Consider the following 25,636-nt stretch of genomic DNA (forward strand, 5'->3'; position numbering starts at 1 on the left):
GCGCGAGCCGTGGCACGCGGCGGTCGCGGCGCATGCCGCCATGGCCCGCCCGGACCTGCTGGTGCTGGCCGATGGCGGCGGCGGCCCCTGGGCGGCGTGGCGCTGGCGCGCGCGCCTGCGCGCACTGCTGGCCCGCACCGAGTGCGACCTGCTGCTGCTGCCGCCTGCGCGTGCAGATTGATTCCTCCGGCGCCCGTCCGGTTTCCTGACTGTCGGCCAGCCCATTCCGGGCTGGGAAAGGCATTGTATGTGCAACAAGCATTACCTGAGCCAGCATGACCTGGCGATCCTCCATCGGTTCGCACGCGAACAGGGCATCGGTGCGGAGGTGCGCGACCCGTCCGGACGCAAGCTCGCGGCCTTGCTCGCTTCGTCCCTGCCGCTGCCCGAGACCGACGCTGCGCCACGCCACGTGTCGCTGGGGGCAACGGTCCATTACCGCTCGGACGGCGCGCGCGAGCTGAGTTCGATCGTGATCGCCTGCCCGTATGACGCCAACGCCCTGCTGGCGCGGGTGACCATCCTGTCGCCCTTGGCGCTGGGGCTGCTCGGGCATGCCGAAGGCTGCAGCGTGGAGATCGAGCTGCCGAACGCGCGCTCCATGCTGGTCGACATCGTCGGGGTGGACGCGCCGGCGCGCATCCCGCCGCCGGCCCCATACCACCCAGTTTGCAACCCACCGGAAAGGAGAAGCCCATGACCGAGATGAACTGTGCCGGGATCGAGGAACGCATCGCTGCCACCGGACGCCGTATCGCGGCGCTGCAGCGCCAGCTCGATGGGGCAATGGAGGAACTCGGCCATGCCCGGCGGCGCGCCACGGCCGATCTCGCGCTCGCGGCCCGCTATGGACACCAGGACCTGGCCCTGGCCCTGCTGCCGTTCCGGGATGCGCTCGAAGCCGCGCTGGCGGTGCGCACGGGCGACGCCGCCGCCCTGCGCGAAGGCCTGGTGCTGGCCGGTCGCCAGCTCGACGCGGCGTTGGCACGCAGGCACGGCTGACGGCATGATTCCTGTCACTCCCATCGTCATGTACCGGTTGCGCCGGATGCGAGGCCACGCCGGCCTCGCCTGAGCTCGGGATTGCGCCGGCGCGGCCTTCCGGCCCGCCCCTGCGCAGCTCCCGAGCCCACTTGCGACGACGACCCGCGGCCCAGGCGCCGCCACATGATGAAGGCCCCGAATCAGGGGCGAACTGGAGGACGGAATGTCAATGTATCGACCGGGATTGTTTGGCCGGGATGCGGCGCTGCGCGCCAAGCAGCGGATGGAACAGCGAATGGAGCGGCGCAGCAAGCGGCGCCTGGCGAAGCACCTAGTGGAGCGCAATGCGCAATGGCGGCGCACGGTGCTCAAGACCATGGCGGCCGCCCTGGCGGCGCTGCTGGCCGGGCAGCTGCTGTTCGGCGAGGTGGCGGTGGCGCAGCCGGGCGGCGCGCTGCCGGCCGCGCAGGCCGAGGCGCTGCGCGCGGCCTGACTATCCGATCGGATTCTGCAGGTGCTGGCGGACCAGGTCCGCGATCGAATCCACCTGCAGTTTCTCCATCACCCGCGACTTGTGCACTTCCACGGTGCGCACGCTGATCCCGAGTTCTTCGGCGATCTCGCGGTTGTGCCGCCCCGCCACGACCAGCTCCATCACCTCGCGCTCGCGCGGGGTCAGGCTGGCGTGGCGTTTCAGGTACTCGGGCGAAGCCTGGCCGGCGCCCGGCTGCGCCGCCCGCGCCAGCGCTTCTTCGATGGCCGCGACCAGCGGCCCTTCCTGCAGCGGCTTTTCCAGGAAATCGACGGCTTCCGAACGGAAGGCTTCGCGCGCCGAATGCACGTCGCCATGGCCGGTGATGATCAGGACCGGCAGGCGGCTGCCCAGTTCGCGCAGCTTCTTCTGCAGGCTCAATCCATCCATTCCCGGCATGCGGATGTCGAGCAGCAGGCATCCGCTGGCCTCGCTCGTCCACGCGCGCAGGAACGAGTCCGCGTCGGAGAAGAAGGCAGTCCGGTAGCCATGCAGGCTCAGCAGCAGGCCGAGCGCGTCGCGCACGGCGGCGTCGTCGTCGACGATGTACACGGTCTGGTTGCGGTTCATGTCAGGAGGTCCTTTCGCCGTCCTCGCTGTGGGCCGGCAGGGTGATTCTCAGGATGGCGTGGCGCCCCGGTTCGACGCTGAGTGCGCCGCCGTGGGTCTCGATGATGGCGCGGCTGATCGCCAGTCCCAGGCCCAGGCCGCTGGACTTCAGCGAGATGAAGGGTTCGAACAGGCGCGCCCGGATCTTGTCGGCGATGCCCGGGCCGTTGTCGGCGATGCGGATCCACACCGATCCGCCTTCGACGCCGGCGTCCAGCGCGATCCGGCGCTCGACGCCCGCCGGCATCGAAGCCACCGCATGGATGGCGTTCGACAGCAGGTTGCGCAGCACGATCTCGAGCTGCACCCGGTCGCCCAGCACGCAGGCGTCGGGCAGCGGCCCCGCTTCCAGGCGTACCCCTTCCCGGGCGGCCTGGTCGGCGAAGGAAGCGAGCATGTCTCCCACCAGCGCGGGCAGGGCCACCGGCGCCAGCGAGGTGGTCCCGGTACGGAAGAACTCGCGCAGGCGCTTGAGCACCTCCGAGGCGCGCTGCGATTCCGCGACCATGGCGCGGATGGTCTTCTGCAGCAGTTCCTCGCTGTCGCCGCGCGCCATCAGGCGCTCGCAGGCGCTGCCGTACATGGACAGGGCGGTCAGCGGCTGGTTCAGTTCATGCGCGACCGCGCCCGCCATCTCGCCGGCCGCCGCCAGCCGCAGCGAATGGCGCAGCTCGTGGCTGGCGCGGCGCGCGACGTCGACGGCGATGCCGATCAGGAAACCGGACAGGGTCAGGGTGAGCACCAGCATCTGCACGTTCGGCATCTGCGCGGCGTAGGCGATCGGGCGCAACGAGGCCACGGTGACGCCGATCTCGAGCACCAGGGCGGCCGTGACGGCGCCGGCCATGCCCTGGCGCGCGGCCGACCAGGCCAGCGGCAGGATCAGGAGGTAGTAGGCTAGCGATTCCGGCGCGGGCCGCTGCAGCGCCACCGCCAGCACCGCGGCCATCAGGGCGATGTAGGCGGCGGTTTCCCAGCGCAGGATCCGGCCGAGGTAGGCCGCGCGCAGCTCCTCGTCGAGCAGGAACTGGCAGATCGGCACCACCACCAGCATTCCGGCGGTCTCTGCGATTGCGTAGCGCGCCACCACGTCCAGCCATCCGCGCGTGGCGAACACCTCCGGCCCGTGCAGCAGGCTGGCGTAGGCGAGGGCGCCGGCCAGGCTGCCCATGGTGGCGAACACCGCCCACAGCAGCAGGCCCTGGTGGCTCGCATGGAAGGCGCTGCCGGGCAGGTGGCGGCGCATTGCCGTGCCCACGGCCAGGTAGATGGCCGGGGGCAGCAGCCCGATAAGGAGCGAGAATGCCGGCCGCGCCGGCAGGGCCGGGGTGATCGCGGCCGCCAGCAGGGCGGCCAGGACCAGCGGCAGGGCCGCCCGGCGCCCGCAGCGCAGGACCAGGAACAGCGCCAGGCCCGCCGCGGGGTGCCAGACCGGGGCGATGGTCTGGTGGCGCGCCTCGGGACCGCTGGTCACGTCCAGGGCGACATAGGCAAGGCAGAAAGCACCGCCGAGCCAGGCGGCGCGGACGGCACGGAGATCGAACATGGCGGATTCCTCGGATGCGCCCCGTCGTGTCGGGCGCGCCAGGCTAAGGGCTTCCCTTACGCGGGCTGCGGATGTGGTGGCATCGGCGCCTCATTATACTGGAGGCGTCGGGCAGCCGTCGATGCGCAGGTAGCGCACTGGGCGCCCTGGAGGACCGATGGAGATGACGAAGGAGGGCGCGGTGCGCGACTGGACGCTGGTTGCGGCCGAATGGTCCGACAGGACCGTGCAGGTGGCGCGCCGCGCCGCCTGCCTCGCGCAGCAGCGTGGAGAGCGGGGCCTGCTGGTGCACTTCCATCATTACGGTCTCCAGCATCTCGTGCGCGGCATGAGCGCCGAGGCCTGCGCGCGCCACCAGCGCGAACGCCTGGAGCAGCTCGCCCGGCTGGTCGAGCGCCAGACCGGATTCCTGTTCGAGGTCGAAGCCCACCGCGGCGTGCCGTGCAGCGGGGCCGAGCTGTGCAAGCGCTTCGGCCAGGCGCGCCTGAGCGTGGTCGAAGCGTACCGCGCCTGGGGCCCGGGCCGCCATTCACTGCGTCTCGCACCAGGCATCGCGCACGGCGCCGCACATCCGGTGCTGATGGTCAGGCGCGACGCCGCGCATGCCTATCGGCGCGCCCTGGTGCTGGTCGACCCCGCCGTTTCCATCACCGAGACGCTCGCGCACCTCGGCGGCGTCGCGCCCGGGGCCGAGATCGTGCTGCTGGCGGCGCTCGAGCGCAAGGGTGAGAACCGGCTGCGCGCCTCCGGCGCCGGCGAAGACCGGATCGAGGCCTTGGTCCAGCAGCAGCGCGAAGACGCCCTGCAAGGCATGGGCGCGCCCGACGGCGTCGTGCGCATCGTCGAGCATGGCTACGCGCCCACCGTGCTCCAGTATGCGGAGCGGCGCCTGCAGCCCGACCTCCTGGTGCTGCCGAACGAGCGGACGGCGCGGCTGCGGCGCTTGTTCCTGCGCAGCCTCGTCGGCGAGGCGCTGGCCCGCTCCGACTGCGACATCCTGGCACTGCCGGCCAGCCTGCCCCCCGCAGCCTAGCCGCGTCTCTACGGGTTTCCCGTACGGACCCGGGCGAATAGGCAGCCCCGCCGATTTCACCGATACTGCCGCCGGCCGCGCGCTGTCGCAGCGCGGCCGGCCGTCCTATGCAAGAAGAGAATCACATGGATCTGAACAAGAATTTCATCAAGACGAAGCGTCCCTGTGCGGAAGGCTTCCGCTGGTTCCTGCAACACCACGCGCAGGGCAGCGACTACCAGCCCCTGCTCGACGCCCTGGTCGCCGCCGGACGGGTGGACGACGCTTGCTGGCTGCTGGCGCAGTTCGGCCCGAGCTCGGCGGTGATGACGGTCGACGCGATCGAGGCCGAGGCCCTGGTGTTCGCCGGCTCGCTCGAGGTGAAGGGCAACATCGAGATCGACACCGTGCTCAGGACCGGCGGCGCCATCCGCGCCGGCGGCGGCATCCGCGCCGGCCAGTCGATCGAAGGCGGCGACGACATCCGCGCCGGCGGCGGCATCCAGTGCGCCGGCACGCTGACGGCCGGGGGCGGCGTCGACGCCGGCTGGGGCATCCATGTGCTGGGCGACATGCGCGTGGCCGGCTCGCTGCGGGCCGGCTGGGACATCGCCTGCGGCGGCACGCTGTCCCTGGATGGCGACTGCAGCGCCGGACACGAGATCGTGCTGGGCGGCCCGGCGCGCTGCGAGCAGGGCATCCGCGCCGGCGGCGCGATCACGGGGCAGGCGGACATCCGCGCCGGCCGCGGCATCGAATCGGGCGGCAGCATCGAGAGCGGCGGGCATCTCGAAGCCGCCTGGGGCATCAAGGCCAATGGCGCCCTGACCGCTGCGGGGGCGATCCGGGCCGGCGAAAGCCTGCTGGCCGGCGAAGAGATCCGTGCCGGGGAAGGCTACGGCGTGTTCGCCGGTCTGGCGATCCAGCAGGACCGCTGGGACTGCAGCGCGCAGGTGCACGCGAGCGAACGGCCACGCCAGCTGCTGAGCGGCCATTGGGTGCCGCGCTGCGGAGCAGCCGATGGCTAGCATCCTGGCGCCGGGCTTCGGCTGGGCCTGGCAGCGTCCCGCGGAACTGCGGATCGACGTGGTGCATCGCCCCGACGACCTGGGGCGCGAGCTCGATGAACTGTACCGCCGCATGCAGCGCCCCGGCCACCGACTGCACGGGATGGCCACCGTGCCGGTGGCGCCCGGCGAATATCCCGCTCTGGTGTTCCGCCACCGCGAGGCCGACGGCGAGCATTATGTGTATGCGGAAGACCTGCAGCTGCGCCGCCTGGCGGGCTACACGGTGTTCAACCGCCTGGTCGAGCTGGACCGGCGCGCCGACCGCCACCTGCGCGCGCCGCATTCCAAGTTTGCGCCTCCCTACCAGCGCAAGGGAATCGCGACCGCCATCTACCGCTGGTGGCTGCAAGGCGGGAACTGCCTGATCAGCGGTGCGCGCCAGTCGGCCGGCGCCCATGCGCTCTGGCTGTCCCTGGCGCGGCGGCGCGAATTGCTGTACGTGACGCTGCGCGACAAGAAGCTGCGCCAGCAGGCGCCAGGCGCCGCGCCCTGCCTGGGCGACGATTTCCATACCCGGATGATCCTGCTCGGCGACGGCTGGAGCGCGGAGCGGCTGGCGTCCAGCACAGGGATGCTGCCCTGCGATCCGCAAGCGCCGGCGCCGGCCTGACCGGGTCGCGGCGCTTCAAAATGTGCGGCATCGCGGGAGCGATTGGCTCCATAATACGTGCTCGACATGCAACACCAGACAAGGACCCGATGAGCACCAGAGCCCGCACTGCCGCCGCCAAGGCCTATGAAGTCAGGAAGTCTCCCGTCCACGGCAACGGCGTGTTCGCGCTCAAGCCGATCGGCGCCGGCGAGCGCATCATCGAGTACCGGGGCGAGCGCATCAGCTGGGACGAGGCGACCCGGCGCGCGGCCGAGGCAGGCGGACCGATCAACCACACTTTCTACTTCACGCTGGCGGACGGCCGCGTGATCGATGGCGGCAGCCACGGCAATGCGGCGCGCTGGATCAACCACGCCTGCTCGCCCAACTGCGAAGCCTTCGAGGACGAAGGGCGGGTCTACATCCACGCGATGCGCGACATCGCCCCCGGCGAAGAGCTGAACTACAATTACGCGTTGATCTACGACGAGCGCCACACGCCTGCCCTCAAGAAGCTGTTCGCCTGCCGCTGCGGCACGCCCGGCTGCACCGGCACCATGCTGGCGCCGAAGAAGCGCACCAAGAAACATCCCGCCACCGCCTGAAGGAGCCTGATGAAGCCCGTCGTCCGCAGCCTGCTAGAGACCGACCTGTACAAGTTCACCATGTGGCAGGCGCTGCTGCACAGCCACCCGGACGCGATCGGCGAATACGAATTCCTGTGCCGGAACCAGCCGGCCTATCCGCTGGCCGAGCTCAAGGATGACGTCGAGCGCGAGCTCGACCACCTGTGCTCGATGCTGTTCGAAGACCACGAAGTCGCCTACCTGCGCAGCCTGCGCTTCATCAAGAGCGACTTCGCCGACTTCCTCACGCTGTTCCGCTTCCAGCGCAAGTTCATCCAGGTCGAGACCGACGGCCCGCACCTGCGCATCCGCGCCACCGGTCCGCTGGTGCACGTGATGGGTTTCGAGATCTTCGTGCTCTACATCGTCAACGAGTTGTACTTCCGCCGCTTCGACCAGCAGGCCGCGATCCTCGAGGCGCGCCTGCGCCTGCAGCAGAAGATCGACGAATTGCGCGCTTTCGCGGAGGAGCCGGCACGCGCCACGCCTTTCGAGTTCTTCGACTTCGGCGTGCGCCGGCGCTTTTCCGGCGAGTGGCACGACGAGGTGGTGCAGACCATGGCGCGCGAGCTGCCGCAGTTCTTCAAGGGCACCTCGAACGTCTACCTGGCGCACAAGTACAACCTGGTGCCGATCGGGACCATGGCGCACGAGTACCTGCAGGCCTACCAGGCCTTCGGGGTGCGCCTGCGCGACTTCCAGAAGGCGGCGCTGGAAGACTGGGTGCAGGAATACCGGGGCGACCTGGGTACCGCGCTCACCGACGTGGTCGGGATGGACGCCTTCCTGCGCGACTTCGACCTGTATTTCGCCAAGCTGTTCGACGGCCTGCGCCACGATTCGGGCGACCCGGTGGAGTGGGGCGAGAAGGCCCTGGCGCATTACGCCAAACTGCGCATCGATGCGCGCAGCAAGCGCCTGGTGTTCTCGGACGCGCTCACGGTGCCCAAGGCGCTCTCCCTGTACCGCCACTTCGCCGACCGCACCATGCTGGGCTTCGGCATCGGCACCAAGCTCACCAACGACACGCCCTATCAGGCGCTGAACATCGTGATGAAGCTCACCCACTGCAACGGACAGCCGGTGGCCAAGCTGTCGGATACGCCGGGCAAGTCGATGTGCACCGACGAGACCTTCCTGGCCTACCTGCGGCAGGTGTTCAACCACCCCGGCCCGGGCTGATCACGGACGCGCCGCCTGGCGCGCCGACGACCTTTCCTCTTCGAGCTGGAAGGTATCCACCACCGCCGCCAGCTCGGCCGCCTGCCGGCGCAGCGACTGCGCTGCCGCTGCCGCCTGTTCGACCAGCGCCGCATTCTGGATCGTCATCTCGTCCAGGCGCGCGATGGCGTCGTCCACACGTTCGATGTCGGCGCGCTGGGCGCCGGTCGCGCTGCTGATGTGGCCCATGATGTCGGTGACGCGGTGCACGCCGTCGACCACCTGGCGGATCGTCTCGCCGGCTTCGCCCACCAGCGCCGCGCCCAGGCCGACCTTGCTCACCGAGTCCTCGATCAGCGCCTTGATCTCCCTGGCGGCCGCGGCGGAGCGCTGCGCCAGGTTGCGCACCTCGCTCGCCACCACGGCGAATCCACGCCCTTGTTCGCCGGCGCGCGCCGCTTCGACCGCCGCGTTCAGCGCCAGGATATTGGTCTGGAAGGCGATGCCGTCGATGACCGCGATGATGTCGACGATCTTCTTCGAGGAGGTGTCGATCAGCTGCATCGTTGTGACCACTTCCTCCACCGCCGCGCCGCCCTTGACCGAGATGGTTGACGCGGTGCCGGCCAGCTGGCTGGCCTGCGCCGCGTACTCGGCGTTCCGGCGCACCGACTCGATCAGCTGCTTCATCGAGCTTGCCACCTCGGCCAGCGCGGCGGCCTGGGTCTCGGTGCGGGTCGACAGGTCGAGATTGCCCGAAGCGATCTGGATCGATGCCGAGGCGATCGCGTCGGTGCCGCCGCGGACCTTGCCGACGATGCCGCTCAGGCCGTCGCGCATCGCGCTCATCGCATACAGCAGGCTGGACGGCCGGGCGCGGGCCGTGTCCACCGCCTGGTGCAGCTCGCCGCCGGCGATGGCGCGCGCCACCCGGGCGGCGTAGGCCGGTTCGCCGCCGAGCTGGGCCAGCAGGCTGCGCACCAGCACCAGCGCCACCAGCACGCACAGGACCACGGCCAGCATGCTCAGGCCGGTGATCCAGTAGCGCGTCCCCGCGGCCTCGGCCTTGGCAAGCTGGACGGCCTCGGCGGTACGTGCCTGCAACCCCTTGAGCAGCACGTCGATGTCGGCCACGATGCTCCGGCGCAGCGGGCTGCATTCCTCGACCAGGAAGCGGCCGAAGCCTTCCATGTCGCCGCTCGCCCGATAGGCGCGCGGCCGTTCCAGCTCGCGTGCCATGGTCAGCATGCCCTCGCGCACCTTGTCGTACTGCGCGTTGTCGCGCAGGACCGGGTCGAGGCGGGCGAGGGCAGCCAGGTACTCGGCTTTGCGTGCGTCGACCAGGTCGAGCTCGCGCCGGGCCGCGGCGTCGTCCTGGAAGATGTAGGCATTGCGCGCCGCGATGCCGGTCTGGGCCAGCGCTTCGCGCGCGGCATACAGGGGTTCGAGTTCGCTGTTCCGGACCGAGTCAAAGCTGTGCAGTGCACGTTCGATGCTGTTCACGCGCGACACCGAGAACGCCGCGAGGATGAGCGTGAGCGACAAAATCAGGGCAAATGCCGTGCTTAGCCTGGTTGCAATGCCCGCGCGCTGGAAGAAGTGCATGATGGCCTTTTCAGGTAAATGAACGAAAAGTTAGTAACTGAATAATTGAATCTGCTTAAATTGCGCAAGAGTATGTATGTGTAATTTCTTATTTGCAACTGAATTTGAGTTAATTGTGTATATCTGAAACTCATCTCTAGAATGCGGGTTTGAAATGAGGGATTTCGTCATTTCGGGTATACTTCAAGGGATAACCAGGACCGCTAATGCAGAGCAAGTTCACCGAAGAGGACCCGATCCTCACTACCAGTGCCGCGGCGCGCATGCTGGGCGTCGCAACCAGCACCGTTCAGTTATGGATGGAGAGCGGCGCCATCCCCTCGTGGAAAACCCCGGGGGGCCATCGGCGTACCCGTCAAAGTACGATCCAGGCCATGCTGGACCGTGCAGGACCCTTGTCGGGCGCGCTTTCCGGCGAAACGCTGGTGCAGGCGCCGACCGATCCGGAATTCCTGCTGCAGGGGGACGAAACATTCCCGACCATCGCCGATGAGCCGCGCCGCCTGGCGGCGCTCGCGGCGTCCAGGCTGGTCGACAGCCCACAGGAAGAGCGCTTCAACCGCATCGTGCGGCTGGCGGCCACCGTCACCGCCTCGCCGATCGCCCTGGTGTCGCTGCTGACCGCGCGCCGCCAATGGTTCAAGGCGCGCGTCGGCCTGGGGCCGCAGGAGACGCCGCGCGAATGGGCCTTCTGCTCGCACGCCATCCTGCAGGATGCGCCCTTCATGGTCGAAGACGCCGCCACCGACGAGCGCTTCCGCGAGAACCCGTTGGTGCTGGCCGAGCCGCACATCCGCTTCTATGCGGGCGTGCCGCTGCGCGACCGTTCCGGCCTGCCGATGGGGACCTTGTGCGTGATCGACCGCGAACCGCGCCGCCTGCGTTCGGCCGAACTGCAGGCGCTGTGCGACCTGGCCGATATCGCTTCTTCGGAATTCCAGGCCAAGGTAGCTTGAGCTAGATGCAACAATGCGAGACATTGTTGCGAAGATGATCCGGTATGCTGGTGGCACCGCTACCAGCCACGACCGGAGATCGCCATGAAGTTTGCCGCCGCCTTATTGAGCCTTGCAGTATGCGTGCAGCCTGCCATCGCGCAGGAATCCGCCACGCCGACGCAGGCCGCCGCCGCCGCGGCCGAAGCCTGGCTGCCCCTGGTCGATGGAGCCGACTATGCCGGCAGCTGGTCGCGGACCGCAGCGAGCTTCCGCGGCCTGGTGACGCAGCAGCAATGGAATGACGCCATGCGCAAGACGCGCGCGCCGTATGGCGCCGTGCGGTCGCGCAGCTTCTTGCGCGCCCATCACACCACGAGCCTTCCCAACGCCCCCGCGGGCGAGTATGTCGTGATCCAGTACCAGACCGAGTTCGCCAACAAGGCCGGCGTCGAGACCGTGGTGCCGATGCGCGAGCCGGACGGCAGCTGGAAAGTGTCCGGCTACTACATCAAGTAAGGCCTAGAACTGTCCGCCGACCAGCTTCCACAGCTGGGTCGGCAGGGCAGGCGGCGCATCCGGCTTGAAGAAGGCCGAATCCTGGATATGCGAGGTGGTCACGTAGACCGTGCCGTCCGGGCCCTGGGTAAAGGTGTCCGGCCAGCGCAGGCGCTTGTCCTGCACCAGGATCTCGGGCTGGCCGCCGGGCCCGGCGTCGAGGTCGCGCACTTTCACCGCATCGTCCTCGACGGCGCTGAGCAGCATCCGGTTGGTCCCGCGCGGGATCAGGAGGCCGTCCGAGACGCCGTTCTTGCCGAACTCCTCGACCTCGCCGCCCACGTCCTGCCCCTGCATGCCCGCGCCCAGCAGGCTTGACGTGGCGATGCGGTACAGGGTATCGCCCTTGATCGCCTGCCAGTACAGCCACTGGCCGTCATCGGACAAGGCGATGCCGTCGGCCGAGAACTCGACGCCGCGCCCATCCGGCCGGCGCAGCTCCGCGCCGTCGGCCTTCACGTTCAACCCCTTCTTCATCTGGGTGGACGGATGGCCGTCGAGCAGGCGCACCGTCTTGCCGGCGGCAAGATCGACGACCAGGATCGCTCCGACCACGCCCGAATCGGTGATGAAGGCATGTTTGCCGTCGTTCGAGAAGCGCACGTCGTTCAGGTAGGAGCCCTGCGGGGCGGCTTTCTCGTCGAAGGCGATGCTGCGGCTGACCCGGTCGGTGGCCAGGTCGATCTGCACCAGTTTGGCCCCACCGGAGACCAGGTGGGCCTGCGCGGGCGCGGCCGGATCCAGCACCCACAGGCTGCCGCGGCCGTCGGCGACGATGCTCTGCACGCAGACCCAGTGCCGGTCGGGCGGCAGTTCATCCTTGCGCGCATTGCGCCAGGCGTTCCATTCCTGGTCCGGGTAGGGGCGCAGGCTGCCGTCCTTGCCGACTTCGGCCACCGACACCGCAGTGTCCTCGGTCCAGCGCGGGAAATTCACGAAGATCCGGTTGTCCTCCGAGACCGAGACGCCGGTCACCTGGTGCTCGAAAGCCGCGACCTGTTCGATCGACCATCCTGACTGCTTGCTCATGCTGCTCCTCTCATGGCTTGGGGCGCGCTGCGGCGGCGCGGCGCGCGCTTGGGTTTGTCGGACTTTCCAGGTGCGGCCCTGGCGCGTTTCTGCTCCTGTTCCTGTTCATGGCGCAGGCGCTGCTGCAGCATGGCCAGCACCGCGGCTTCTTCCGGCTGCAGGGCGTGCAGCTCTTCCTTCAGTTCCTGCTCGGTGCGCTCGCGCAGGGTTTCCAGCACCGTGCCGTCGAGGTAGGCGTCGAGCACCACCGGGTGCACGTAGCACTTGCGGCAGACCGAGGGCGTATTGCCGAGCTTTTCGGCCACCGACTCGATCGCGCGCACGATGTTCTTCTTGGCCTGGGCCTCGGAGTCGAACTTCTCGAACTCCTGCAGCGCCAGGGCAGTCAGCACGGTGCCCGACCAGGTGCGGAAATCCTTGGCGGTGTAGTCCTCGCCGGTGATCGAGCGCAGGTAGTCGTTGACGTCGCTCGAGTCGATGCTGTGGGTTTCGCCCTCGTCGTCCACGTACTGGAACAGTTCCTGGCCCGGCAGGTCGCGCGAGCGCCGGATGATGCGGGCCACCCGGCGGTCGTGCACCTCTACCTTGTGGTAGACGCCGCTCTTGCCGCGAAAGCGGAACTCGACGTCGCTGCCATCCACCTTGACGTGGCGGTTACGCAGGGTCGTCAGGCCGAACGACTTGTTGGTGCGCGCATATTCCTCGTTGCCGACGCGCATCATGGTCGCCTCGAGCAGGTAGACGATCGTGGCCAGCATTTTCTCGCGCGGCATGCCGGGCAGGGACAGGGCGCGGTCGACTTCCTTGCGGATGGCCGGCAAGGCCTGGCCGAAGTTCAGCATGCGCTCGTATTTCACCTCGTCGCGCACGGCGCGCCACTTCGGGTGGTAGCGGTACTGCTTGCGCCCCCTGACGTCGCGGCCGGTGGCCTGCAAGTGGCCGTTGGCCTGCGGGCAGATCCACACATCCGTCCAGGCCGGCGGAATCACCAGCGACTTGATGCGGGCAAGGCTTGCTTCGTCGGTGACCGGGTCGCCGCCGGCGTCGAGGTAGCGGAATCCGTCGCCGGACTTTTCGCGCCGGATGCCGGGGCGGTCGTCGTGGACGTAGCGCAGGCCGGCGGCTTTCGCGGCGGCGGGTGGATCGCTGAGCGGGTTGTCGGCGCTGCCGTTTTCTTCGCTGTGCATGGGCTTCCTTCCAGTCTGGTTGCCCGATCCTACGCCGAAGCCGGCACCCGCGCCGTACGGGAGCTAACGTAGTGCGCTAGTGCTGGCGGCTGGGCTGGTAGCGCGCCTCGACCAGGTCGATCTCGCGCACCAGGCGGCGCGCTGTCTCGTCGGAAATCTGGCCGTTGCGCGCCATCCGCAGCAGCACCTTGCGCTCCGCCGCCAGCGCGGCCAGCCGGTAGTGGCGTTCCGCTTCCTCGGCCACCCGCGCGCGGCCCGGATGGTGGCTGTCGCCGGCCCCGCCGAGCCGGTGCTGGTACATGCCGCGCACCTGCTCGGCGGCGCTGGCATGGAGGTCGGCATCCTTCTCGTCGAAGGGCTGGGGTGGGCCGGCGCTGTCGATGGCGCCCAGCGCCGCCAGCGCGGCCGCCTCGCGGGCCTGGTCCTCCTCGGCATCGAGCGTGGTTTCCGGCGGCAGTTCCAGCCCGTGCAGGACGCGCGGCAGGCCGATGCTGGCCACCACCAGGGAGATGACGATGACGGCGCTGGCCAGGAATACCGCCAGGTCGCGTCCCGGGAAGGGTTCGCCCCCCGGCAGCACCAGCGGCAGGGTGAGGATGCCCGCCAGGGTGATGGCGCCGCGCACCCCGGCCAGCGAGGTGGCCAGGATCAGGCGCTTGCGCGGCATGATGCCCGCACGCCCCTGGCGCCGCGCTGCCGCCATGGACAGCCGCAGCGAGACCCAGACCCACACCAGGCGCAGCACGATCAGCCCGAAGCTGATCGCCAGTGCGTGCCCCGCCAGCCACCAGAAGTCGCGCGGCACCGCCAGGTCCGGGCCGTTCACCGCGGCGCGCACGATGTCCGGCAACTGTTCGCCCAGCAGCACGAACATCACGCCGTTGAGTGCGAACTGCACGGTATCCCAGACCACGTTGCGGCGCACCCGGGTAGTGGCCAGTGCCCGTCCGCTGAGCTCCACGTAGCTCATCGTGACGCCGGCGGCGACCGCCGCCAGGATGCCCGAGGCGCCGATGTGCTCGGCCACCAGGTAGGCGCCGAAGGGCAGCAGCAGGTTGAGCAGGATCGGCGCGCCGGGCTCCTCGCCGAAGCGCTTGGCCAGCAGGCGCTGCAGGCCGCCCATGGCCAGCGTGACCAGCACGCCGGAGGCGATGCCGGCCAGCGCCACCCACAGGAAGGTGAGCGCGGCGTTCGACAGCGAGAAGGTCCCGGTGAGGGCGGCCGCCACCGCGAAGCGGAAGCACACCAGGCCGCTGGCATCGTTGAGCAGGGATTCGCCTTCCAGGATGTGCATCAGGCGCGGCGGGATCGGTACCCGCGCCGCGATCGAGCCGACCGCCACCGGATCGGTCGGCGCCAGGATGGCGGCCAGCGCGAAGGACACGGCCAGCGGCAGCTCGGGGATCAGCCAGTGGATCAGGAAGCCGGCGCCGACCACCGTGAACAGCACCAGGCCGAGCGCCAGTTCCAGGATCACGTTCTTGTCGCGGAACAGCCCGACCTTGGGAATGCGCCAGCCGTCCAGGAACAGCAGCGGCGGCAGGAACAGGATGAAGAAGGTGTGCGGATCGAGCCGCACCGGATGCCAGCCCATGCTGGCGATCAGGACGCCCAGCCCGATCTGGACCAGGGGCAGCGGAAGGGCGATCGGCAGCACCCTTACCAGGTAGCCGCTCGCCACCACCGCCACCAACATGGCCAGCACCACCCCGACTTCACCCATGCGCGCCCCTCGACGTAAAGCCCGATGATATGCGAAGCGCCGGCGGGGCGGCGTCGCCCAGGGAGTGTGGCCTGTTGCCTCAGCTGGTGGCCGGTGCGGCGCCGGCCGAGGCCAGCAGCTCGCTCAGCTGCACCGTATTGACCGGCTTGACCATGTAATGGTCGAAACCGGCGTCGCGGGCGGCGTCGCGGTCCTGCTGGCGGCCGTAGCCGGTGGCGGCGACCAGCAGGGCGCCGCTGGTCTGCGGCAGGCGGCGCAGGCGGCGCGCCAGTTCGTTGCCGTCCATGTCCGGCAGGCCGATGTCGAGCAGGCAGACCTGGGGCGAGAACACCTTCGCCACTTCGATCGCGTCCAGCGCGTTGTAGGCGCTCTCGACCCGGTGCCCGCTGGAGGCCAGGAACAGGTTGAGGGTATGGGCGGCATCCAGGTTGTCGTCCACCACCAGCACGCGCAGCGGCGCCTGGGCGGCGGCCGCATGGCGGCCCACATCGAGCACCTGCACCTCGGCTTCCGGCCCGCAGCGCGGCAGGTGCACGGTGAAGGTGCTGCCCTTGCCGAGTCCCGGGCTGGCCGCGCTGACGCTGCCGCCGTGCAGCTCGACCAGGCTGCGCGCCAGCGCCAGGCCCAGGCCCAGGCCGCCCTGCGAGCGGTCCGGGGTGCGCTCGGCCTGGGTGAACAGGTCGAACACGCGGTCCACCAGCGCCGGCTCCATGCCGATGCCGTCGTCGGTGACGGAGAGCACGTAGCTGTCCTCGTCGTCAAACAGGCGCAGCGTGATGTGGCCGCCCTCGGGCGTGTACTTGGTGGCGTTGCCCAGCAGGTTGGCCACCACCTGCACCAGGCGCTTGTGGTCGCCTTTCACCCGCACCGGCTCGCTCGGCAGCTCGAGCACCACCTTGTGGCGCCGCGCCGAAATCAGGGGGCGGATCTGTTCGGCCGCATCGTCCACCACCTTGCGCAGGTCCAGCACTCCGGTCGACAGCGAGACCAGGCCGCGCGTGACGCGCGAGACGTCCAGCAGGTCGTCCACCAGGCTGGTCATGTGCTCGACCTGGCGCGCGATGATGGCGCAGGTCTGGGTGATCTGGGCGTTGTCCGAGTGGAGCAGCTTGAGCAGGTGGGCGCCGGTGCTGATCGGCGCCAGCGGGTTGCGCAGCTCGTGGGCCAGCATCGCCAGGAATTCGTCCTTGCGCTGGTCGGCCGCGCGCAGTTCGCGCTCGGCCTGGCTGCGCGCCGCCTCCTTGGCCTGCAGGGCGGCCGCCATCTCGTCGAGGGCGACGGCCAGGCGGCCGATCTCCTCGTTGCCGGAACTGATGCCGGAACGCGCCTGCAGCTCGCCGGCGGCGATGCGGCGCGCGGTGTCCATCAGCTTGCGCACCCGCTGCACGATCAGGATGTCGCCGGCCAGCCAGGCCGCCAGCAAGGCCAGCATGGTGGTCACGCCCAGGCCCAGCAGCGACATCAGCTGGGCGTCGCGCGCCGCCGCGGTGATGGTTTCGACCGGCACGCCGATGGTCACCGTGTATTCCGACAGCGAGGGGCCGCCCACGCGGGCAAAGGCATGCAGGCGCTCGATGCCGTCCTCGCCGCGCAGCAGCACCGGGCGCAGCGCCGGGTCGCGCATGGCGGCGAGCAGGGGGGCGCTGATCTTCTTGCCGAACCAGCGCTCCGGATCGGGCCGGCGCGAGATCAGGAGGCCGTTGGCGTCGGCCGTCTCCAGGATCGAGCCGGCCGGCAGGTTGATCTCGTTGACAAAGGTGTCGAGCCCGGCCAGGTCCATGGCCGAGAACACCACGGCCACCACCCGGCCGCTGCGGTTGGTGACGGGGTAGGTGAGGTTGATCGTATGGCGCCGGATCACCCGGCCGAACACGTAGTCGCCGGCGATGAAGCGGCGTTCGGCGATGGCGCGCCGGAAGTGGCTGCGGTCGCCCAGGTTCACCGGGTGCAGCATCGGCACCGCGCTGCAGGTCACCTCGCCGCCCAGCTGGATGAGGCCGAAATTGGCGTAGCCTTCGTTACGGTCGAGGACGTCGGCCAGCAGGGCGTTGCAGCGCTCGGTCGGGCCCATCAGGTCCGGCACGCTCACCAGGTCCACCAGGATCTGGCGTGCGCGATCGAGCGACTGGGCTTCGTTGGCGGCGGCCATGCCGGTCAGGCGCTGCAGATTCTCTTCGGAGGCGCGGATCGCCGCCTCGCGTTCGCGCACGCCCCCCAGCACCGTCATGATGGCAATGGGGGTGATCGCCAGCGCCACCAGCAGCATCAGGCGGCTGCGCAGGCTGTTCAGGCGTAGGCGCTGGAGCAAAGGATTCATTCAATCTCGGTGAGTACGGTTGCCCATGCACCAAGAAGGTGCAGACGTTTCTGTATTGTACTAAAACAATGCTGTCGGATATACCGCTTGCAAGCTGCTCTCAACATTGCTTGACACTTAAAGCATTCGCGCATGTAAGATGTCGGCAACACCTAAGTGGGAGCGGGAATGAACATAGTGTGCTTGGGCGGCGGTCCGGCGGGGTTGTATTTTGGCCTCCTGATGAAAAAGCGCCACCCGGACTACGCCGTCACCGTCGTCGAACGCAACCGCGCCAGCGACACCTTCGGCTGGGGCGTGGTGTTTTCCGACCAGACGCTCGGCCACCTGGCCGGGGCCGACGAGGAGAGCGCACGCGCCATCCTGCAGTCCTTCAACCGCTGGGACGCGATCGACGTCCACTTCAAGGGACGCAGCGTCACCTCCGGCGGGCACGGCTTCTGCGGCATCGGCCGCAGGCGCCTGCTGAACATCCTGCAGGAGCGCTGCGCCGCGCTGGGCGTAGGGCTGGAATTCGAGCACGAGGTGCGCGACGACGCCGAGCTGGCGCGCGCCTACCAGGCCGACCTGGTGGTGGCCTGCGACGGCGTCAACAGCGCGGTACGCACGCGCTATGCCGAGGTGTTCCAACCGGAAGTCGAACGGCGCCACTGCCGCTTCGTCTGGCTCGGAACGCGCAAGCGCTTCGACGCCTTCACCTTCGCCTTCGAGGAGACCGAATACGGCTGGTTCCAGGCCCACGCCTACCAGTACGACGGCGATACTTCGACATTTATCGTAGAGACACCCGAGGAAACCTGGCAGGCCTCCGGCCTGGAAGCGATGGAGCAGGGTGAGGCGCTGGCCTTCTGCGAGCGCCTGTTCGCCCGCTACCTCGACGGCCAGCCGCTGATGGCCAATGCCGCCCACCTGCGCGGCTCCAGCATGTGGATCCGCTTCCCGCGCATCGCCTGCCGCCAGTGGGTCTATTTCCACGAGATCGATGGACGCCGTGTGCCGGTGGTCCTGATGGGCGACGCTGCCCATACCGCGCACTTCTCGATCGGCTCCGGCACCAAGCTGGCGCTGGAAGACGCGATCGAGCTGGCGCGCTGCCTCGACGACCCTGCCGTGCCCATGGAACAGGCCCTGGGCGCCTACGAGGAAGCGCGCCGGGTCGAGGTGCTCAAGCTGCAGAGCGCGGCGCGCAATTCGATGGAATGGTTCGAGAACGTCAAGCGCTACACGGCCATGGAGGCCGAGCAGTTCGCCTATTCGCTGCTCACGCGCAGCCAGCGCCTGTCGCACGAGAACCTGCGCCTGCGCGACCCGGCATACGTGTCCGGCTTCGAGCGCTGGTTCGCCGATCGGGCGGCGGCGCAGGCCGGTGTGCCGGCGCCAAGCGGTTTCACGCCGCCGATGTTCACCCCATACAAAGTGCGCGGCGTGCTGCTGAAGAACCGCGTGATCGTCTCGCCGATGGCCCAGTACTCGGCGGTGGACGGCGCGGTGGGCGACTTCCACCTGGCCCACCTGGGCGCGCGCGCCCTCGGTGGCGCGGCGCTGGTGATGGCCGAGATGACCTGCGTCTCGAGCGATGCGCGCATCACGCCCGGCTGCCCCGGCCTGTACGCGGAGGAACACACGGCGGCCTGGAAGCGCATCGTCGACTTCGTGCACACGAATTCCGACGCGAAGATCGGCGTGCAGCTGGGCCACGCGGGCGCCAAGGGCTCGACCCGTCCGATGTGGGACGGGATCGACCTGCCGCTCGAGGAGGGCAACTGGCCACTGGTCTCGAGCTCGCCCCAGCAATACCTGAAAGGGGTGTCGCAGCTGGCGCGCGAAGCCACGCCCGAGGACCTGGAACGCATCAAGCGCGACTTCGCGCGCGCCACCCGGGCGGCGCACGAGGCGGGCTTCGACTGGCTGGAACTGCACTGCGCCCACGGCTACCTGCTGTCGAGTTTTATCTCGCCGCTGACCAACCGCCGCCAGGACGCCTATGGCGGCAGCCTGGAAAACCGCTGCCGCTATCCGCTCGAGGTTTTCGCCGCGATCCGCGCGGTGTGGCCCGCAGACAAACCGATCAGCGTGCGCCTATCGGCCCACGACTGGGTCGAGGGCGGCATCACGCCGGACGATGCGGTGGCGATCGCGCGCCTGTTCAAGGAGGCGGGCGCGGACATGATCGACTGTTCCTCGGGCCAGGTCAGCAAGGAAGAAAAACCGGTGTACGGGCGGATGTTCCAGACCCCGTTCGCGGATCGCATCCGCAACGAGGCCGGCATCCCCACCATCGCGGTCGGCTCCATCTACGAGGCCGACCACGTCAACGGCATCGTCTCGGCCGGCCGCGCCGACCTGTGCGCCGTCGCCCGGCCGCACCTGGCCAACCCGGCCTGGACGCTGAACGAAGCGGCGCGCATCGGCTACACCGGCGCTGCCTGGCCGCGCCAGTACCGTCCCGGCAAGCTGCAGCTCGAACGCAACCTGGAACGCGAGCGCCAGATGCAGGCGCTAAGTGGCGGCCTGAGTCCGCAGCAGCTGGCCGCACGCCTGCTCGAAGGCTGAATTTACTTAATCAGGAGTCACCGCATGCACTATTTACCGGGCGAAGCGCACCGGCTGCCGGGCAGCCGCGCCAGCCTTGCCGGCTACCAGGCCACCCACTTCCAGTACGCCGTGCAGGACCGGGTGGCGACCATCATCCTGAACCGGCCGGAGCGCAAGAATCCGCTCACCTTCGAGTCCTACGCCGAGCTGCGCGACCTGTTCCGTGCGCTGGCCTACGCGGACGACGTCAAGGCGATCGTCATCGCCGGCGCGGGCGAGAACTTCTGCTCGGGCGGCGACGTGCACGAGATCATCGGCCCGCTCACCAAACTCGACATGCCCGGCCTGTTGGCCTTTACCCGCATGACGGGCGACCTGGTCAAGGCCATGCGCGCCTGCCCGCAGCCGATCGTCGCCAGCGTGGACGGGGTCTGCGCCGGCGCCGGCGCGATCCTGGCCCTGTCCTCCGACATCCGCTACGGCACCGCGCGCAGCAAGACCGCCTTCCTGTTCACCCGCGTCGGCCTGGCCGGCTGCGACATGGGCGCCTGCGCGCTGCTGCCGCGCGTGATCGGCCAGGGCAGGGCGGCCGAGCTGCTCTATAGCGGCCGCGCATTGACGGGCGAGGAAGCGGAACGCTGGGGCTTCTTCAACCGCCTGTGCGAGCCGGATACGGTGCTGGGCGAAGCGCAGGCCTTCGCAGCAACGCTCGCCAACGGTCCGACCTTCGCGCACGGCATGACCAAGAAGATGCTGCAGCAGGAGTGGAATATGGGCGTGGACGAAGCCATCGAGGCCGAAGCCCAGGCCCAGGCGATCTGCATGGCGACCAATGATTTCCACCGTGCCTACCACGCCTTCGTGGCCAAGGACACGCCGCGCTTCGAGGGGGATTGAGATGGCGGACCGCGATTACCTCGACTGGCCCTTCCTGGAGTCGCGTCACCGCGCGCTGGCGCTGGAACTTGATGCCTGGGCGGGCGAACACCTGCAGGATGCGCATGGTCGCGACGTCGATGCTGCCTGCCGCGCGTTGGTAAAGGAACTCGGCGCCGGCGGCTGGCTGCAGCATGCCGTTGGCGGCGCCGGCCGGCAGATCGACACCCGCGCCATCTGCCTGATCCGCGAAACGCTGGCGCGCCATGCCGGCCTGGCGGATTTCGCCTTCGCCATGCAGGGCCTGGGCAGCGGCGCGATCTCGCTGTTCGGTAAGGCAGAGCAGCAGGAAACCTGGCTGCCGCGCGTGGCGGGCGGCCAGGCCATCGCCGCCTTCGCGCTGTCCGAGCCGCAGGCCGGCTCGGACGTGGCCGCCATGCAGTGCGCCGCCCGGCTGGAGGGCGACAGCTACGTGCTCGATGGCGAAAAGACCTGGATCTCCAACGGCGGTATTGCCGACTTCTATGTCGTGTTCGCACGGACCGGCGACGGCGGCGGCGAGGGCGGCAGGGGTTCGCGCGGAATCTCCGCCTTCATTGTCGAAGCCGGCACGCCCGGCTTCGAGATCGCCGAGCGCATCGAGGTGATCGCCCCGCACCCGCTGGCGCGCCTGCGCTTCATGGCCTGCCGGGTGCCGCTTGCCAACCGCATCGGCGAGGAAGGGCAGGGTTTCAAGGTGGCAATGGCCACGCTCGACGTGTTCCGCACCTCGGTGGCGGCGGCCAGCCTCGGCTTCGCACGCCGGGCGCTGGATGAAGCCTTGAAGCGTGCCCGCGAACGGGCCATGTTCGGCAAGATCCTGGCCGACTTCCAGCTGACCCAGGCCAAGCTGGCGCAGATGGCGACCGGCATCGATGCCGCCGCGCTGCTGACCTACCGCGCGGCCTGGCTGCGCGACGGGGGCAAGCGTGTCACGAAAGAAGCCGCGATGGCCAAGCTGACCGCGACCGAGACCGCCCAGCAGGTCATCGACGCGGCCGTGCAACTGTTCGGCGGGCAGGGCGTGGTCAGCGGCGAGACCGTCGAGACGCTCTACCGTGAAATCCGCGCGCTGCGCATCTACGAGGGCGCGAGCGAAGTGCAGCTCCTGATCATCGCGCGCGAACTGCTGGCCCAGGAGGGGAACTGATGGATATCCTGCAACCACCCGGCTGGGTGCGCCCGAAGGGCTACTCGAACGGCGTCGCCGCGCGTGGCCGCCAGGTCTACGTGAGCGGCATGATCGGCTGGGATGCCGAGTGCCGCTTCCAGACCGACGATTTCGTGGAACAGGCGCGCCAGGCGCTGGAAAACGTGGTCGCCGTGCTGCGGGAGGCGGGCGCCGGCCCCGAGCACATCGTGCGCATGACCTGGTACGTGCTCGACCGGCAGGAATACCTGCAGGCCGGCGCGGCGCTCGGCGCCGCCTACCGGGACGTGATCGGGCGTAACTATCCGGCCATGAGCGCGGTGCAGGTGGCGGCGCTGATGGAAGAACGCGCCCGCATCGAGATCGAAGTGACGGCCGTGGTGCCGGATTGAATGGAAGGCCCATGAGCGACCATCTCGTGACCGACCTCGCCTCGCTCGAGGCCCTGTTCGGCGACGTCGCAGCGCCGTCGCTCGCCAAGGAAACCGACAGCCTGCACCCTGTCTACGCGCGCTGGGTCGCGCAGGCGCGCTTCGCCCTGCTCGCCACGAACGGGCCGCAGGGACTGGACGTCTCGCCGCGTGGCGACGCCGGACCAATCGTGCGGATCGTCGACGAACAGACGCTGTTGTTGCCGGAGCGGCGCGGGAACAATCGCATCGACAGCCTGCGCAACCTGGTCGCCGATCCGCGCGTCGGCCTGCTGTTCATGATTCCGGGCGTTGGCGAAACCCTGCGGGTGCGGGGCCGCGCGCAGATATCCGTCGAGCCGGACTTGCTCGCATCGTTCGAACACGAAGGCAAGCGGCCGATCTGCGTCCTGCGCATTGCCGTCGACACGGTCTTCTTCCAATGCGCGCGTTCGATCCTGCGCTCGCGGCTCTGGCATCCCCAGGAGCACGATACCGCGGGCGTACCGTCGCCGGGGACGATGCTGGCCGCGCTCACCCGCGGCCAGATCGATGGCGGCGCGTATGACAGTGCTCTGCCACAGCGGCAGCGCGATTCGCTTTACTAGATGTCAGTGACAAGAACAGGCGTGTGGAACCTGAATGATCGATCAAGCGAAAGCATCGAGGCTGGCAACCGAAGCGTTTGACCACTGGCAAGCTGGTCGGCATGAGCAATCCCGGCTGCTGTATGAAGAAGCCATTGCTTTGGCTGACCCACAACACTACAGGCTGTCGGGGTATTACGGCGAGTACGCGTGTGTACTCAAGCACCTCGGCCGACATGATCAGGCGACTACGCAGTTGGAAAAGTCCTTGGAGACCGAAATCGCCCAGGGCGAGGTGGAAGGATCGCCGGCGCTTATCGTTGCGCGCTATTTTCTTGCAGACCATCTCCTTCGGCTTGGCGAAAGCGGACGTGCGCTTGAAACCCTGGCTCCTTCACTCAGCCATGCGCCAGGCAATTGGCTTACACGGCTGGAAGAGGCTCACGTACTTTACGCAATGGATAGAAAAGCGGAAGCCAAATCGGCTGCTGCACTAGCTATCCAATACGCTCCTCATCCAGAGAAGGCTGAACAACTCAGGCAGAACCTTCGGGAAGTTCTTCAAACACCGTGAACAAGCACATAGGGAAGCTGGGTCTGCCAATTGTCGGCCTTATCCCGTACCTCGCCGCAGCCCTGACGCTCGATCCCGCGCAGTCACATGAGCTACCTGGACGACCGCGTGCGCCGCCTCCAGAAGGCGGATCTGCGTGCTTTCTACAACAGCGTATCGGTGGCACAATGAAGATCATGCTGCTCTTTTTCTTCCTCCTGGGTACGGCGGGCGCCGCTGACGCGCAGGCGCCGCTCGGCGCCGACGCCCAGCTTCCGCCGGCATTGCGGAACCGTCCGGCCGACGCGTCGCCGGCGGCGGGGGCGGCGCTGCGTGCGCAGGCGCTGGCCAAGCTGGAAGCGCAGTTCCGGGCGGCCGACCTGGATGGCAACCGCACGCTGTCGCGCGAGGAGGCGAAAGGGTTTGGATTCGTCTCCCGGCATTTCGACGCCATCGATACCCGGGGTCGCGGGGCCGTCAGCTTCGACGAGCTGCGCGCCTATCTGGAAGGTGCGCAAGCGAGGCGGCGCTGAGCGGCACGCCAGGTTCCGGGCGGACGCCGCCGCAGGAGCGCTCCTACGTCAAGGCAAGTGTCGAGCACCTTGCCCCTTTCTGCACATCGCGGTAAGTTGGCGATACCAAACCTGAGATAGGGAGAACCGCCATGCGCGCATTGATCGTGACGGCAGCAAGCGCCCTTTGCTTGCTCGGGTGTGCGACGCCCCAGGAAAAGGCAATGCAGCAACAAGCCGAGATGGAGCGCCTGATCACCGAATTCGGATCAGCCTGCACCCAGCTGGGTTTTGCAGTCAATTCCGACCCTTGGCGAAATTGCGTCGTCCAGCTGGCCGAGCGCGACGGTGTCCGACGCGGCGGCGTGTCGACCTCGATCTTCGGCGGCTTCGGCAGCGGGGGACGCAGTGGCCTGGGGATCGGCATCGGCATCGGGCGCTAGCGTGAGCGCAGCCAGCCTTAAGTGAGTTTCCACGCATATCTTTAGGCTGGGACATGGCATCATTCGCGATGAGATCCTCATCCGAAAGGAAAACCATGAAGTTTGCAGTCCATGCCATGCTCGGCTTGTCGCTGGTCGCCGTGAACCCCGCCTTTGCCGCCGCCGCGGCGCCGCCGGCACAGGTTGCGGCGCAAAGTCCTGCCCACGTCAAGGCCGTGCAAGACCTGCTGGCCGCCATGCAGGCCGAGAAAACACTGCGCGGCGTCGCCGCGCGCAGCCGCTATCCGAGCGAAGCACAGCGCAAGGACGTGTTCGCCAAGCTCGACCGCACGCCGCCCGCCGAGGTCCATCGGCGCCTGGCGCTGCCGATGGCGAAGGTGATCTCCGTCGATACCGCGACCGAGATGACCCGCTTCTACAACACGCCCTACGGCAAGCAGCTCATCCAGCAAAAGTACAACAGCGGTCCGCAGATCATGTTCCCGGGAGCCAAGCCGGTCGTGCCGCCGGAAGAGAAGAAGGAGCGCAAGCGCGCCGCCTACGTCAAGGCCAGCAAGGAGCTGGCGGATGCGCAGCCGGTGCTGGAAAGCGAAGCCTTCAAGCTGCTGCAACAGATCAGCAAGGGGCGCTAAAAGCAGGGTGAGCGCCGGCCCGCGCGCATTTCTGGTACGGTCTCTCCAACAGGAAATCGAAGGAGGCACCATGAACAAGCAGCTCGTACGTGTGATCGAGAACTTCCAGGATGCGGAGCGGGCGCGCCAGGCGCTGCTGGACGCGGGCTTCGACCGGGACGGCATCGAGATCAGCCATACCGGCGACGAGGCCGGTCCGTCGGAAGCCAATTTCACGGTGGGCGACTCGCCCGCGGTGAAGGGCGGCACCGACTACAAGGACGTGTACACGCCGGGACTCGAGATCGGCAAGTGCGTCGTCACCGTCACCGCAGACGAATCGCGGCTGGAAAAGGCCGCGTCTATCCTCGAATACCATGGCGCCAGGGATCACGATCCCGCGCATCGCCACTGAAACAAAAAAACGGGCGCCG

The 25,636-nt window shown here is 68.4% G+C and carries 27 protein-coding genes and 1 pseudogene; 21 read left to right on the forward strand and 7 right to left on the reverse strand.

Annotated features, from left to right (window positions below; all coding sequences use genetic code 11):
• From B2R83_RS00865 to B2R83_RS00880, 4 genes and pseudogenes are all read left to right on the forward strand, one after another.
• Positions 1 to 181 (forward strand): annotated as a pseudogene (locus B2R83_RS00865) (hypothetical protein); the annotation flags it as partial.
• Positions 182 to 247: 66 nt separating this feature from the next.
• Entirely contained in the window at positions 248 to 700 is a 453-nt protein-coding gene (locus B2R83_RS00870) for a GreA/GreB family elongation factor (protein WP_292037776.1), read from the forward strand.
• Complete coding sequence (gene grpE, locus B2R83_RS00875; protein ID WP_292037777.1) at positions 697 to 1,002, forward strand: nucleotide exchange factor GrpE; 306 nt, start codon at positions 697 to 699, stop codon at positions 1,000 to 1,002. The genes B2R83_RS00870 and grpE overlap by 4 nt, the downstream gene beginning before the upstream one ends.
• Before the next feature lie 205 nt (positions 1,003 to 1,207).
• Positions 1,208 to 1,477, forward strand: coding sequence for a hypothetical protein (locus B2R83_RS00880; protein WP_292037781.1), 270 nt, complete (start codon positions 1,208 to 1,210; stop codon positions 1,475 to 1,477).
• On the opposite strand, the gene B2R83_RS00885 is transcribed toward B2R83_RS00880, so the two are convergent.
• The gene (locus tag B2R83_RS00885) at positions 1,478 to 2,086 is read right to left on the reverse strand and encodes a response regulator transcription factor (protein ID WP_209586227.1); all 609 of its coding nucleotides are present in this window, start codon (positions 2,084 to 2,086) and stop codon (positions 1,478 to 1,480) included.
• 1 nt (position 2,087) lies between these two features.
• The gene (locus B2R83_RS00890) at positions 2,088 to 3,671 is read right to left on the reverse strand and encodes an ATP-binding protein (RefSeq protein ID WP_292037782.1); all 1,584 of its coding nucleotides are present in this window, start codon (positions 3,669 to 3,671) and stop codon (positions 2,088 to 2,090) included.
• 286 nt (positions 3,672 to 3,957) lie between these two features.
• Between B2R83_RS00890 and B2R83_RS23955 the strand changes: the two genes are divergently transcribed.
• The 5 genes from B2R83_RS23955 to pncB all read left to right on the forward strand — a co-directional run bounded on the left by B2R83_RS23955 (position 3,958) and on the right by pncB (position 8,153).
• Entirely contained in the window at positions 3,958 to 4,704 is a 747-nt protein-coding gene (locus B2R83_RS23955; protein WP_292037783.1) for a universal stress protein, read from the forward strand.
• A 125-nt stretch (positions 4,705 to 4,829) separates the two neighbouring features.
• Positions 4,830 to 5,711 carry a hypothetical protein gene (locus tag B2R83_RS00900; protein ID WP_292037785.1) on the forward strand — a complete coding sequence of 294 codons (882 nt, stop codon included), beginning with the start codon at positions 4,830 to 4,832 and terminating at the stop codon, positions 5,709 to 5,711.
• A complete protein-coding gene (locus B2R83_RS00905) occupies positions 5,704 to 6,363 on the forward strand; it encodes an N-acetyltransferase (RefSeq protein WP_292037786.1) in 660 nt (219 codons plus the stop codon). The genes B2R83_RS00900 and B2R83_RS00905 overlap by 8 nt, the downstream gene beginning before the upstream one ends.
• Before the next feature lie 89 nt (positions 6,364 to 6,452).
• Positions 6,453 to 6,950, forward strand: a complete 498-nt coding sequence (locus B2R83_RS00910; RefSeq protein WP_292037787.1) for an SET domain-containing protein — start codon at positions 6,453 to 6,455, stop codon at positions 6,948 to 6,950.
• 9 nt (positions 6,951 to 6,959) lie between these two features.
• Entirely contained in the window at positions 6,960 to 8,153 is a 1,194-nt protein-coding gene (pncB, locus tag B2R83_RS00915) for a nicotinate phosphoribosyltransferase (RefSeq protein WP_292037788.1), read from the forward strand.
• Here the strand turns inward: pncB and B2R83_RS00920 are convergent, their stop codons facing one another.
• Entirely contained in the window at positions 8,154 to 9,737 is a 1,584-nt protein-coding gene (locus B2R83_RS00920) for a methyl-accepting chemotaxis protein (RefSeq protein ID WP_292037790.1), read from the reverse strand. It abuts the gene before it with no gap.
• 206 nt (positions 9,738 to 9,943) lie between these two features.
• Here B2R83_RS00920 and B2R83_RS00925 point away from each other — a divergent pair, with 206 nt between their 5' ends.
• Complete coding sequence (locus B2R83_RS00925) at positions 9,944 to 10,693, forward strand: GAF domain-containing protein (protein WP_036208255.1); 750 nt, start codon at positions 9,944 to 9,946, stop codon at positions 10,691 to 10,693.
• A gap of 84 nt (positions 10,694 to 10,777) precedes the next feature.
• Positions 10,778 to 11,191, forward strand: a complete 414-nt coding sequence (locus B2R83_RS00930; RefSeq protein ID WP_036208258.1) for a DUF4019 domain-containing protein — start codon at positions 10,778 to 10,780, stop codon at positions 11,189 to 11,191.
• Positions 11,192 to 11,194: 3 nt separating this feature from the next.
• On the opposite strand, the gene B2R83_RS00935 is transcribed toward B2R83_RS00930, so the two are convergent.
• The 4 genes from B2R83_RS00935 to B2R83_RS00950 form a co-directional block, all read right to left on the reverse strand.
• A complete protein-coding gene (locus B2R83_RS00935; protein ID WP_292037791.1) occupies positions 11,195 to 12,259 on the reverse strand; it encodes an L-dopachrome tautomerase-related protein in 1,065 nt (354 codons plus the stop codon).
• Complete coding sequence (locus B2R83_RS00940; protein ID WP_292037794.1) at positions 12,256 to 13,446, reverse strand: DNA topoisomerase IB; 1,191 nt, start codon at positions 13,444 to 13,446, stop codon at positions 12,256 to 12,258. Before B2R83_RS00940 ends, B2R83_RS00935 begins: the two co-directional genes overlap by 4 nt.
• Before the next feature lie 76 nt (positions 13,447 to 13,522).
• Positions 13,523 to 15,169, reverse strand: a complete 1,647-nt coding sequence (locus B2R83_RS00945; protein ID WP_292037795.1) for a Na+/H+ antiporter — start codon at positions 15,167 to 15,169, stop codon at positions 13,523 to 13,525.
• A 79-nt stretch (positions 15,170 to 15,248) separates the two neighbouring features.
• The gene (locus B2R83_RS00950) at positions 15,249 to 17,486 is read right to left on the reverse strand and encodes an ATP-binding protein (RefSeq protein WP_292037796.1); all 2,238 of its coding nucleotides are present in this window, start codon (positions 17,484 to 17,486) and stop codon (positions 15,249 to 15,251) included.
• Between the two features lie 168 nt (positions 17,487 to 17,654).
• Here B2R83_RS00950 and B2R83_RS00955 point away from each other — a divergent pair, with 168 nt between their 5' ends.
• The 10 genes from B2R83_RS00955 to B2R83_RS01000 all read left to right on the forward strand — a co-directional run bounded on the left by B2R83_RS00955 (position 17,655) and on the right by B2R83_RS01000 (position 25,617).
• A complete protein-coding gene (locus B2R83_RS00955) occupies positions 17,655 to 20,039 on the forward strand; it encodes a bifunctional salicylyl-CoA 5-hydroxylase/oxidoreductase (RefSeq protein ID WP_292037797.1) in 2,385 nt (794 codons plus the stop codon).
• A gap of 24 nt (positions 20,040 to 20,063) precedes the next feature.
• Positions 20,064 to 20,918, forward strand: a complete 855-nt coding sequence (locus tag B2R83_RS00960; RefSeq protein ID WP_292037798.1) for an enoyl-CoA hydratase family protein — start codon at positions 20,064 to 20,066, stop codon at positions 20,916 to 20,918.
• 1 nt (position 20,919) lies between these two features.
• Positions 20,920 to 22,086 (forward strand): acyl-CoA dehydrogenase family protein, encoded by a 1,167-nt coding sequence (locus B2R83_RS00965; RefSeq protein WP_292037800.1) that lies wholly within the window; start codon positions 20,920 to 20,922, stop codon positions 22,084 to 22,086.
• On the forward strand, positions 22,086 to 22,478 hold the full coding sequence (locus tag B2R83_RS00970; RefSeq protein WP_292037802.1) for a RidA family protein: 393 nt from the start codon (positions 22,086 to 22,088) through the stop codon (positions 22,476 to 22,478). Before B2R83_RS00965 ends, B2R83_RS00970 begins: the two co-directional genes overlap by 1 nt.
• Before the next feature lie 11 nt (positions 22,479 to 22,489).
• Positions 22,490 to 23,104, forward strand: coding sequence for a pyridoxamine 5'-phosphate oxidase family protein (locus B2R83_RS00975; RefSeq protein WP_292037804.1), 615 nt, complete (start codon positions 22,490 to 22,492; stop codon positions 23,102 to 23,104).
• A gap of 34 nt (positions 23,105 to 23,138) precedes the next feature.
• Positions 23,139 to 23,657: a hypothetical protein gene (locus B2R83_RS00980; protein ID WP_292037805.1), complete on the forward strand. Its 519-nt coding sequence runs from the start codon at positions 23,139 to 23,141 to the stop codon at positions 23,655 to 23,657.
• A 167-nt stretch (positions 23,658 to 23,824) separates the two neighbouring features.
• The gene (locus B2R83_RS00985; protein ID WP_292037807.1) at positions 23,825 to 24,169 is read left to right on the forward strand and encodes an EF-hand domain-containing protein; all 345 of its coding nucleotides are present in this window, start codon (positions 23,825 to 23,827) and stop codon (positions 24,167 to 24,169) included.
• A gap of 203 nt (positions 24,170 to 24,372) precedes the next feature.
• Complete coding sequence (locus tag B2R83_RS00990; protein WP_292037808.1) at positions 24,373 to 24,591, forward strand: hypothetical protein; 219 nt, start codon at positions 24,373 to 24,375, stop codon at positions 24,589 to 24,591.
• Between the two features lie 95 nt (positions 24,592 to 24,686).
• Complete coding sequence (locus tag B2R83_RS00995; RefSeq protein ID WP_292037810.1) at positions 24,687 to 25,223, forward strand: hypothetical protein; 537 nt, start codon at positions 24,687 to 24,689, stop codon at positions 25,221 to 25,223.
• Positions 25,224 to 25,293: 70 nt separating this feature from the next.
• Positions 25,294 to 25,617 (forward strand): hypothetical protein, encoded by a 324-nt coding sequence (locus B2R83_RS01000; protein WP_292037812.1) that lies wholly within the window; start codon positions 25,294 to 25,296, stop codon positions 25,615 to 25,617.
• The last annotated feature ends 19 nt before the right edge of the window (positions 25,618 to 25,636 follow it).

The sequence above is a fragment of the Massilia sp. UBA6681 genome, assembly GCF_002454935.1.
GTDB lineage: Bacteria > Pseudomonadota > Gammaproteobacteria > Burkholderiales > Burkholderiaceae_D > Telluria > Telluria varians.

Bases quoted from the DNA above. Each gene is read 5' to 3' on its own strand.
- B2R83_RS00870 (WP_292037776.1), top strand. From the start codon at position 248: ATGTGCAACAAGCATTACCTGAGCCAGCATGACCTGGCGATCCTCCAT.
- grpE (WP_292037777.1), top strand. From the start codon at position 697: ATGACCGAGATGAACTGTGCCGGGATCGAGGAACGCATCGCTGCCACC.
- B2R83_RS00880 (WP_292037781.1), top strand. From the start codon at position 1,208: ATGTCAATGTATCGACCGGGATTGTTTGGCCGGGATGCGGCGCTGCGC.
- B2R83_RS00885 (WP_209586227.1), bottom strand. From the start codon at position 2,086: ATGAACCGCAACCAGACCGTGTACATCGTCGACGACGACGCCGCCGTG.
- B2R83_RS00890 (WP_292037782.1), bottom strand. From the start codon at position 3,671: ATGTTCGATCTCCGTGCCGTCCGCGCCGCCTGGCTCGGCGGTGCTTTC.
- B2R83_RS00900 (WP_292037785.1), top strand. From the start codon at position 4,830: ATGGATCTGAACAAGAATTTCATCAAGACGAAGCGTCCCTGTGCGGAA.
- B2R83_RS00905 (WP_292037786.1), top strand. From the start codon at position 5,704: ATGGCTAGCATCCTGGCGCCGGGCTTCGGCTGGGCCTGGCAGCGTCCC.
- B2R83_RS00910 (WP_292037787.1), top strand. From the start codon at position 6,453: ATGAGCACCAGAGCCCGCACTGCCGCCGCCAAGGCCTATGAAGTCAGG.
- pncB (WP_292037788.1), top strand. From the start codon at position 6,960: ATGAAGCCCGTCGTCCGCAGCCTGCTAGAGACCGACCTGTACAAGTTC.
- B2R83_RS00920 (WP_292037790.1), bottom strand. From the start codon at position 9,737: ATGCACTTCTTCCAGCGCGCGGGCATTGCAACCAGGCTAAGCACGGCA.
- B2R83_RS00925 (WP_036208255.1), top strand. From the start codon at position 9,944: ATGCAGAGCAAGTTCACCGAAGAGGACCCGATCCTCACTACCAGTGCC.
- B2R83_RS00930 (WP_036208258.1), top strand. From the start codon at position 10,778: ATGAAGTTTGCCGCCGCCTTATTGAGCCTTGCAGTATGCGTGCAGCCT.
- B2R83_RS00935 (WP_292037791.1), bottom strand. From the start codon at position 12,259: ATGAGCAAGCAGTCAGGATGGTCGATCGAACAGGTCGCGGCTTTCGAG.
- B2R83_RS00940 (WP_292037794.1), bottom strand. From the start codon at position 13,446: ATGCACAGCGAAGAAAACGGCAGCGCCGACAACCCGCTCAGCGATCCA.
- B2R83_RS00945 (WP_292037795.1), bottom strand. From the start codon at position 15,169: ATGGGTGAAGTCGGGGTGGTGCTGGCCATGTTGGTGGCGGTGGTGGCG.
- B2R83_RS00950 (WP_292037796.1), bottom strand. From the start codon at position 17,486: ATGAATCCTTTGCTCCAGCGCCTACGCCTGAACAGCCTGCGCAGCCGC.
- B2R83_RS00955 (WP_292037797.1), top strand. From the start codon at position 17,655: ATGAACATAGTGTGCTTGGGCGGCGGTCCGGCGGGGTTGTATTTTGGC.
- B2R83_RS00960 (WP_292037798.1), top strand. From the start codon at position 20,064: ATGCACTATTTACCGGGCGAAGCGCACCGGCTGCCGGGCAGCCGCGCC.
- B2R83_RS00965 (WP_292037800.1), top strand. From the start codon at position 20,920: ATGGCGGACCGCGATTACCTCGACTGGCCCTTCCTGGAGTCGCGTCAC.
- B2R83_RS00970 (WP_292037802.1), top strand. From the start codon at position 22,086: ATGGATATCCTGCAACCACCCGGCTGGGTGCGCCCGAAGGGCTACTCG.
- B2R83_RS00975 (WP_292037804.1), top strand. From the start codon at position 22,490: ATGAGCGACCATCTCGTGACCGACCTCGCCTCGCTCGAGGCCCTGTTC.
- B2R83_RS00980 (WP_292037805.1), top strand. From the start codon at position 23,139: ATGATCGATCAAGCGAAAGCATCGAGGCTGGCAACCGAAGCGTTTGAC.
- B2R83_RS00985 (WP_292037807.1), top strand. From the start codon at position 23,825: ATGAAGATCATGCTGCTCTTTTTCTTCCTCCTGGGTACGGCGGGCGCC.
- B2R83_RS00990 (WP_292037808.1), top strand. From the start codon at position 24,373: ATGCAGCAACAAGCCGAGATGGAGCGCCTGATCACCGAATTCGGATCA.
- B2R83_RS00995 (WP_292037810.1), top strand. From the start codon at position 24,687: ATGAAGTTTGCAGTCCATGCCATGCTCGGCTTGTCGCTGGTCGCCGTG.
- B2R83_RS01000 (WP_292037812.1), top strand. From the start codon at position 25,294: ATGAACAAGCAGCTCGTACGTGTGATCGAGAACTTCCAGGATGCGGAG.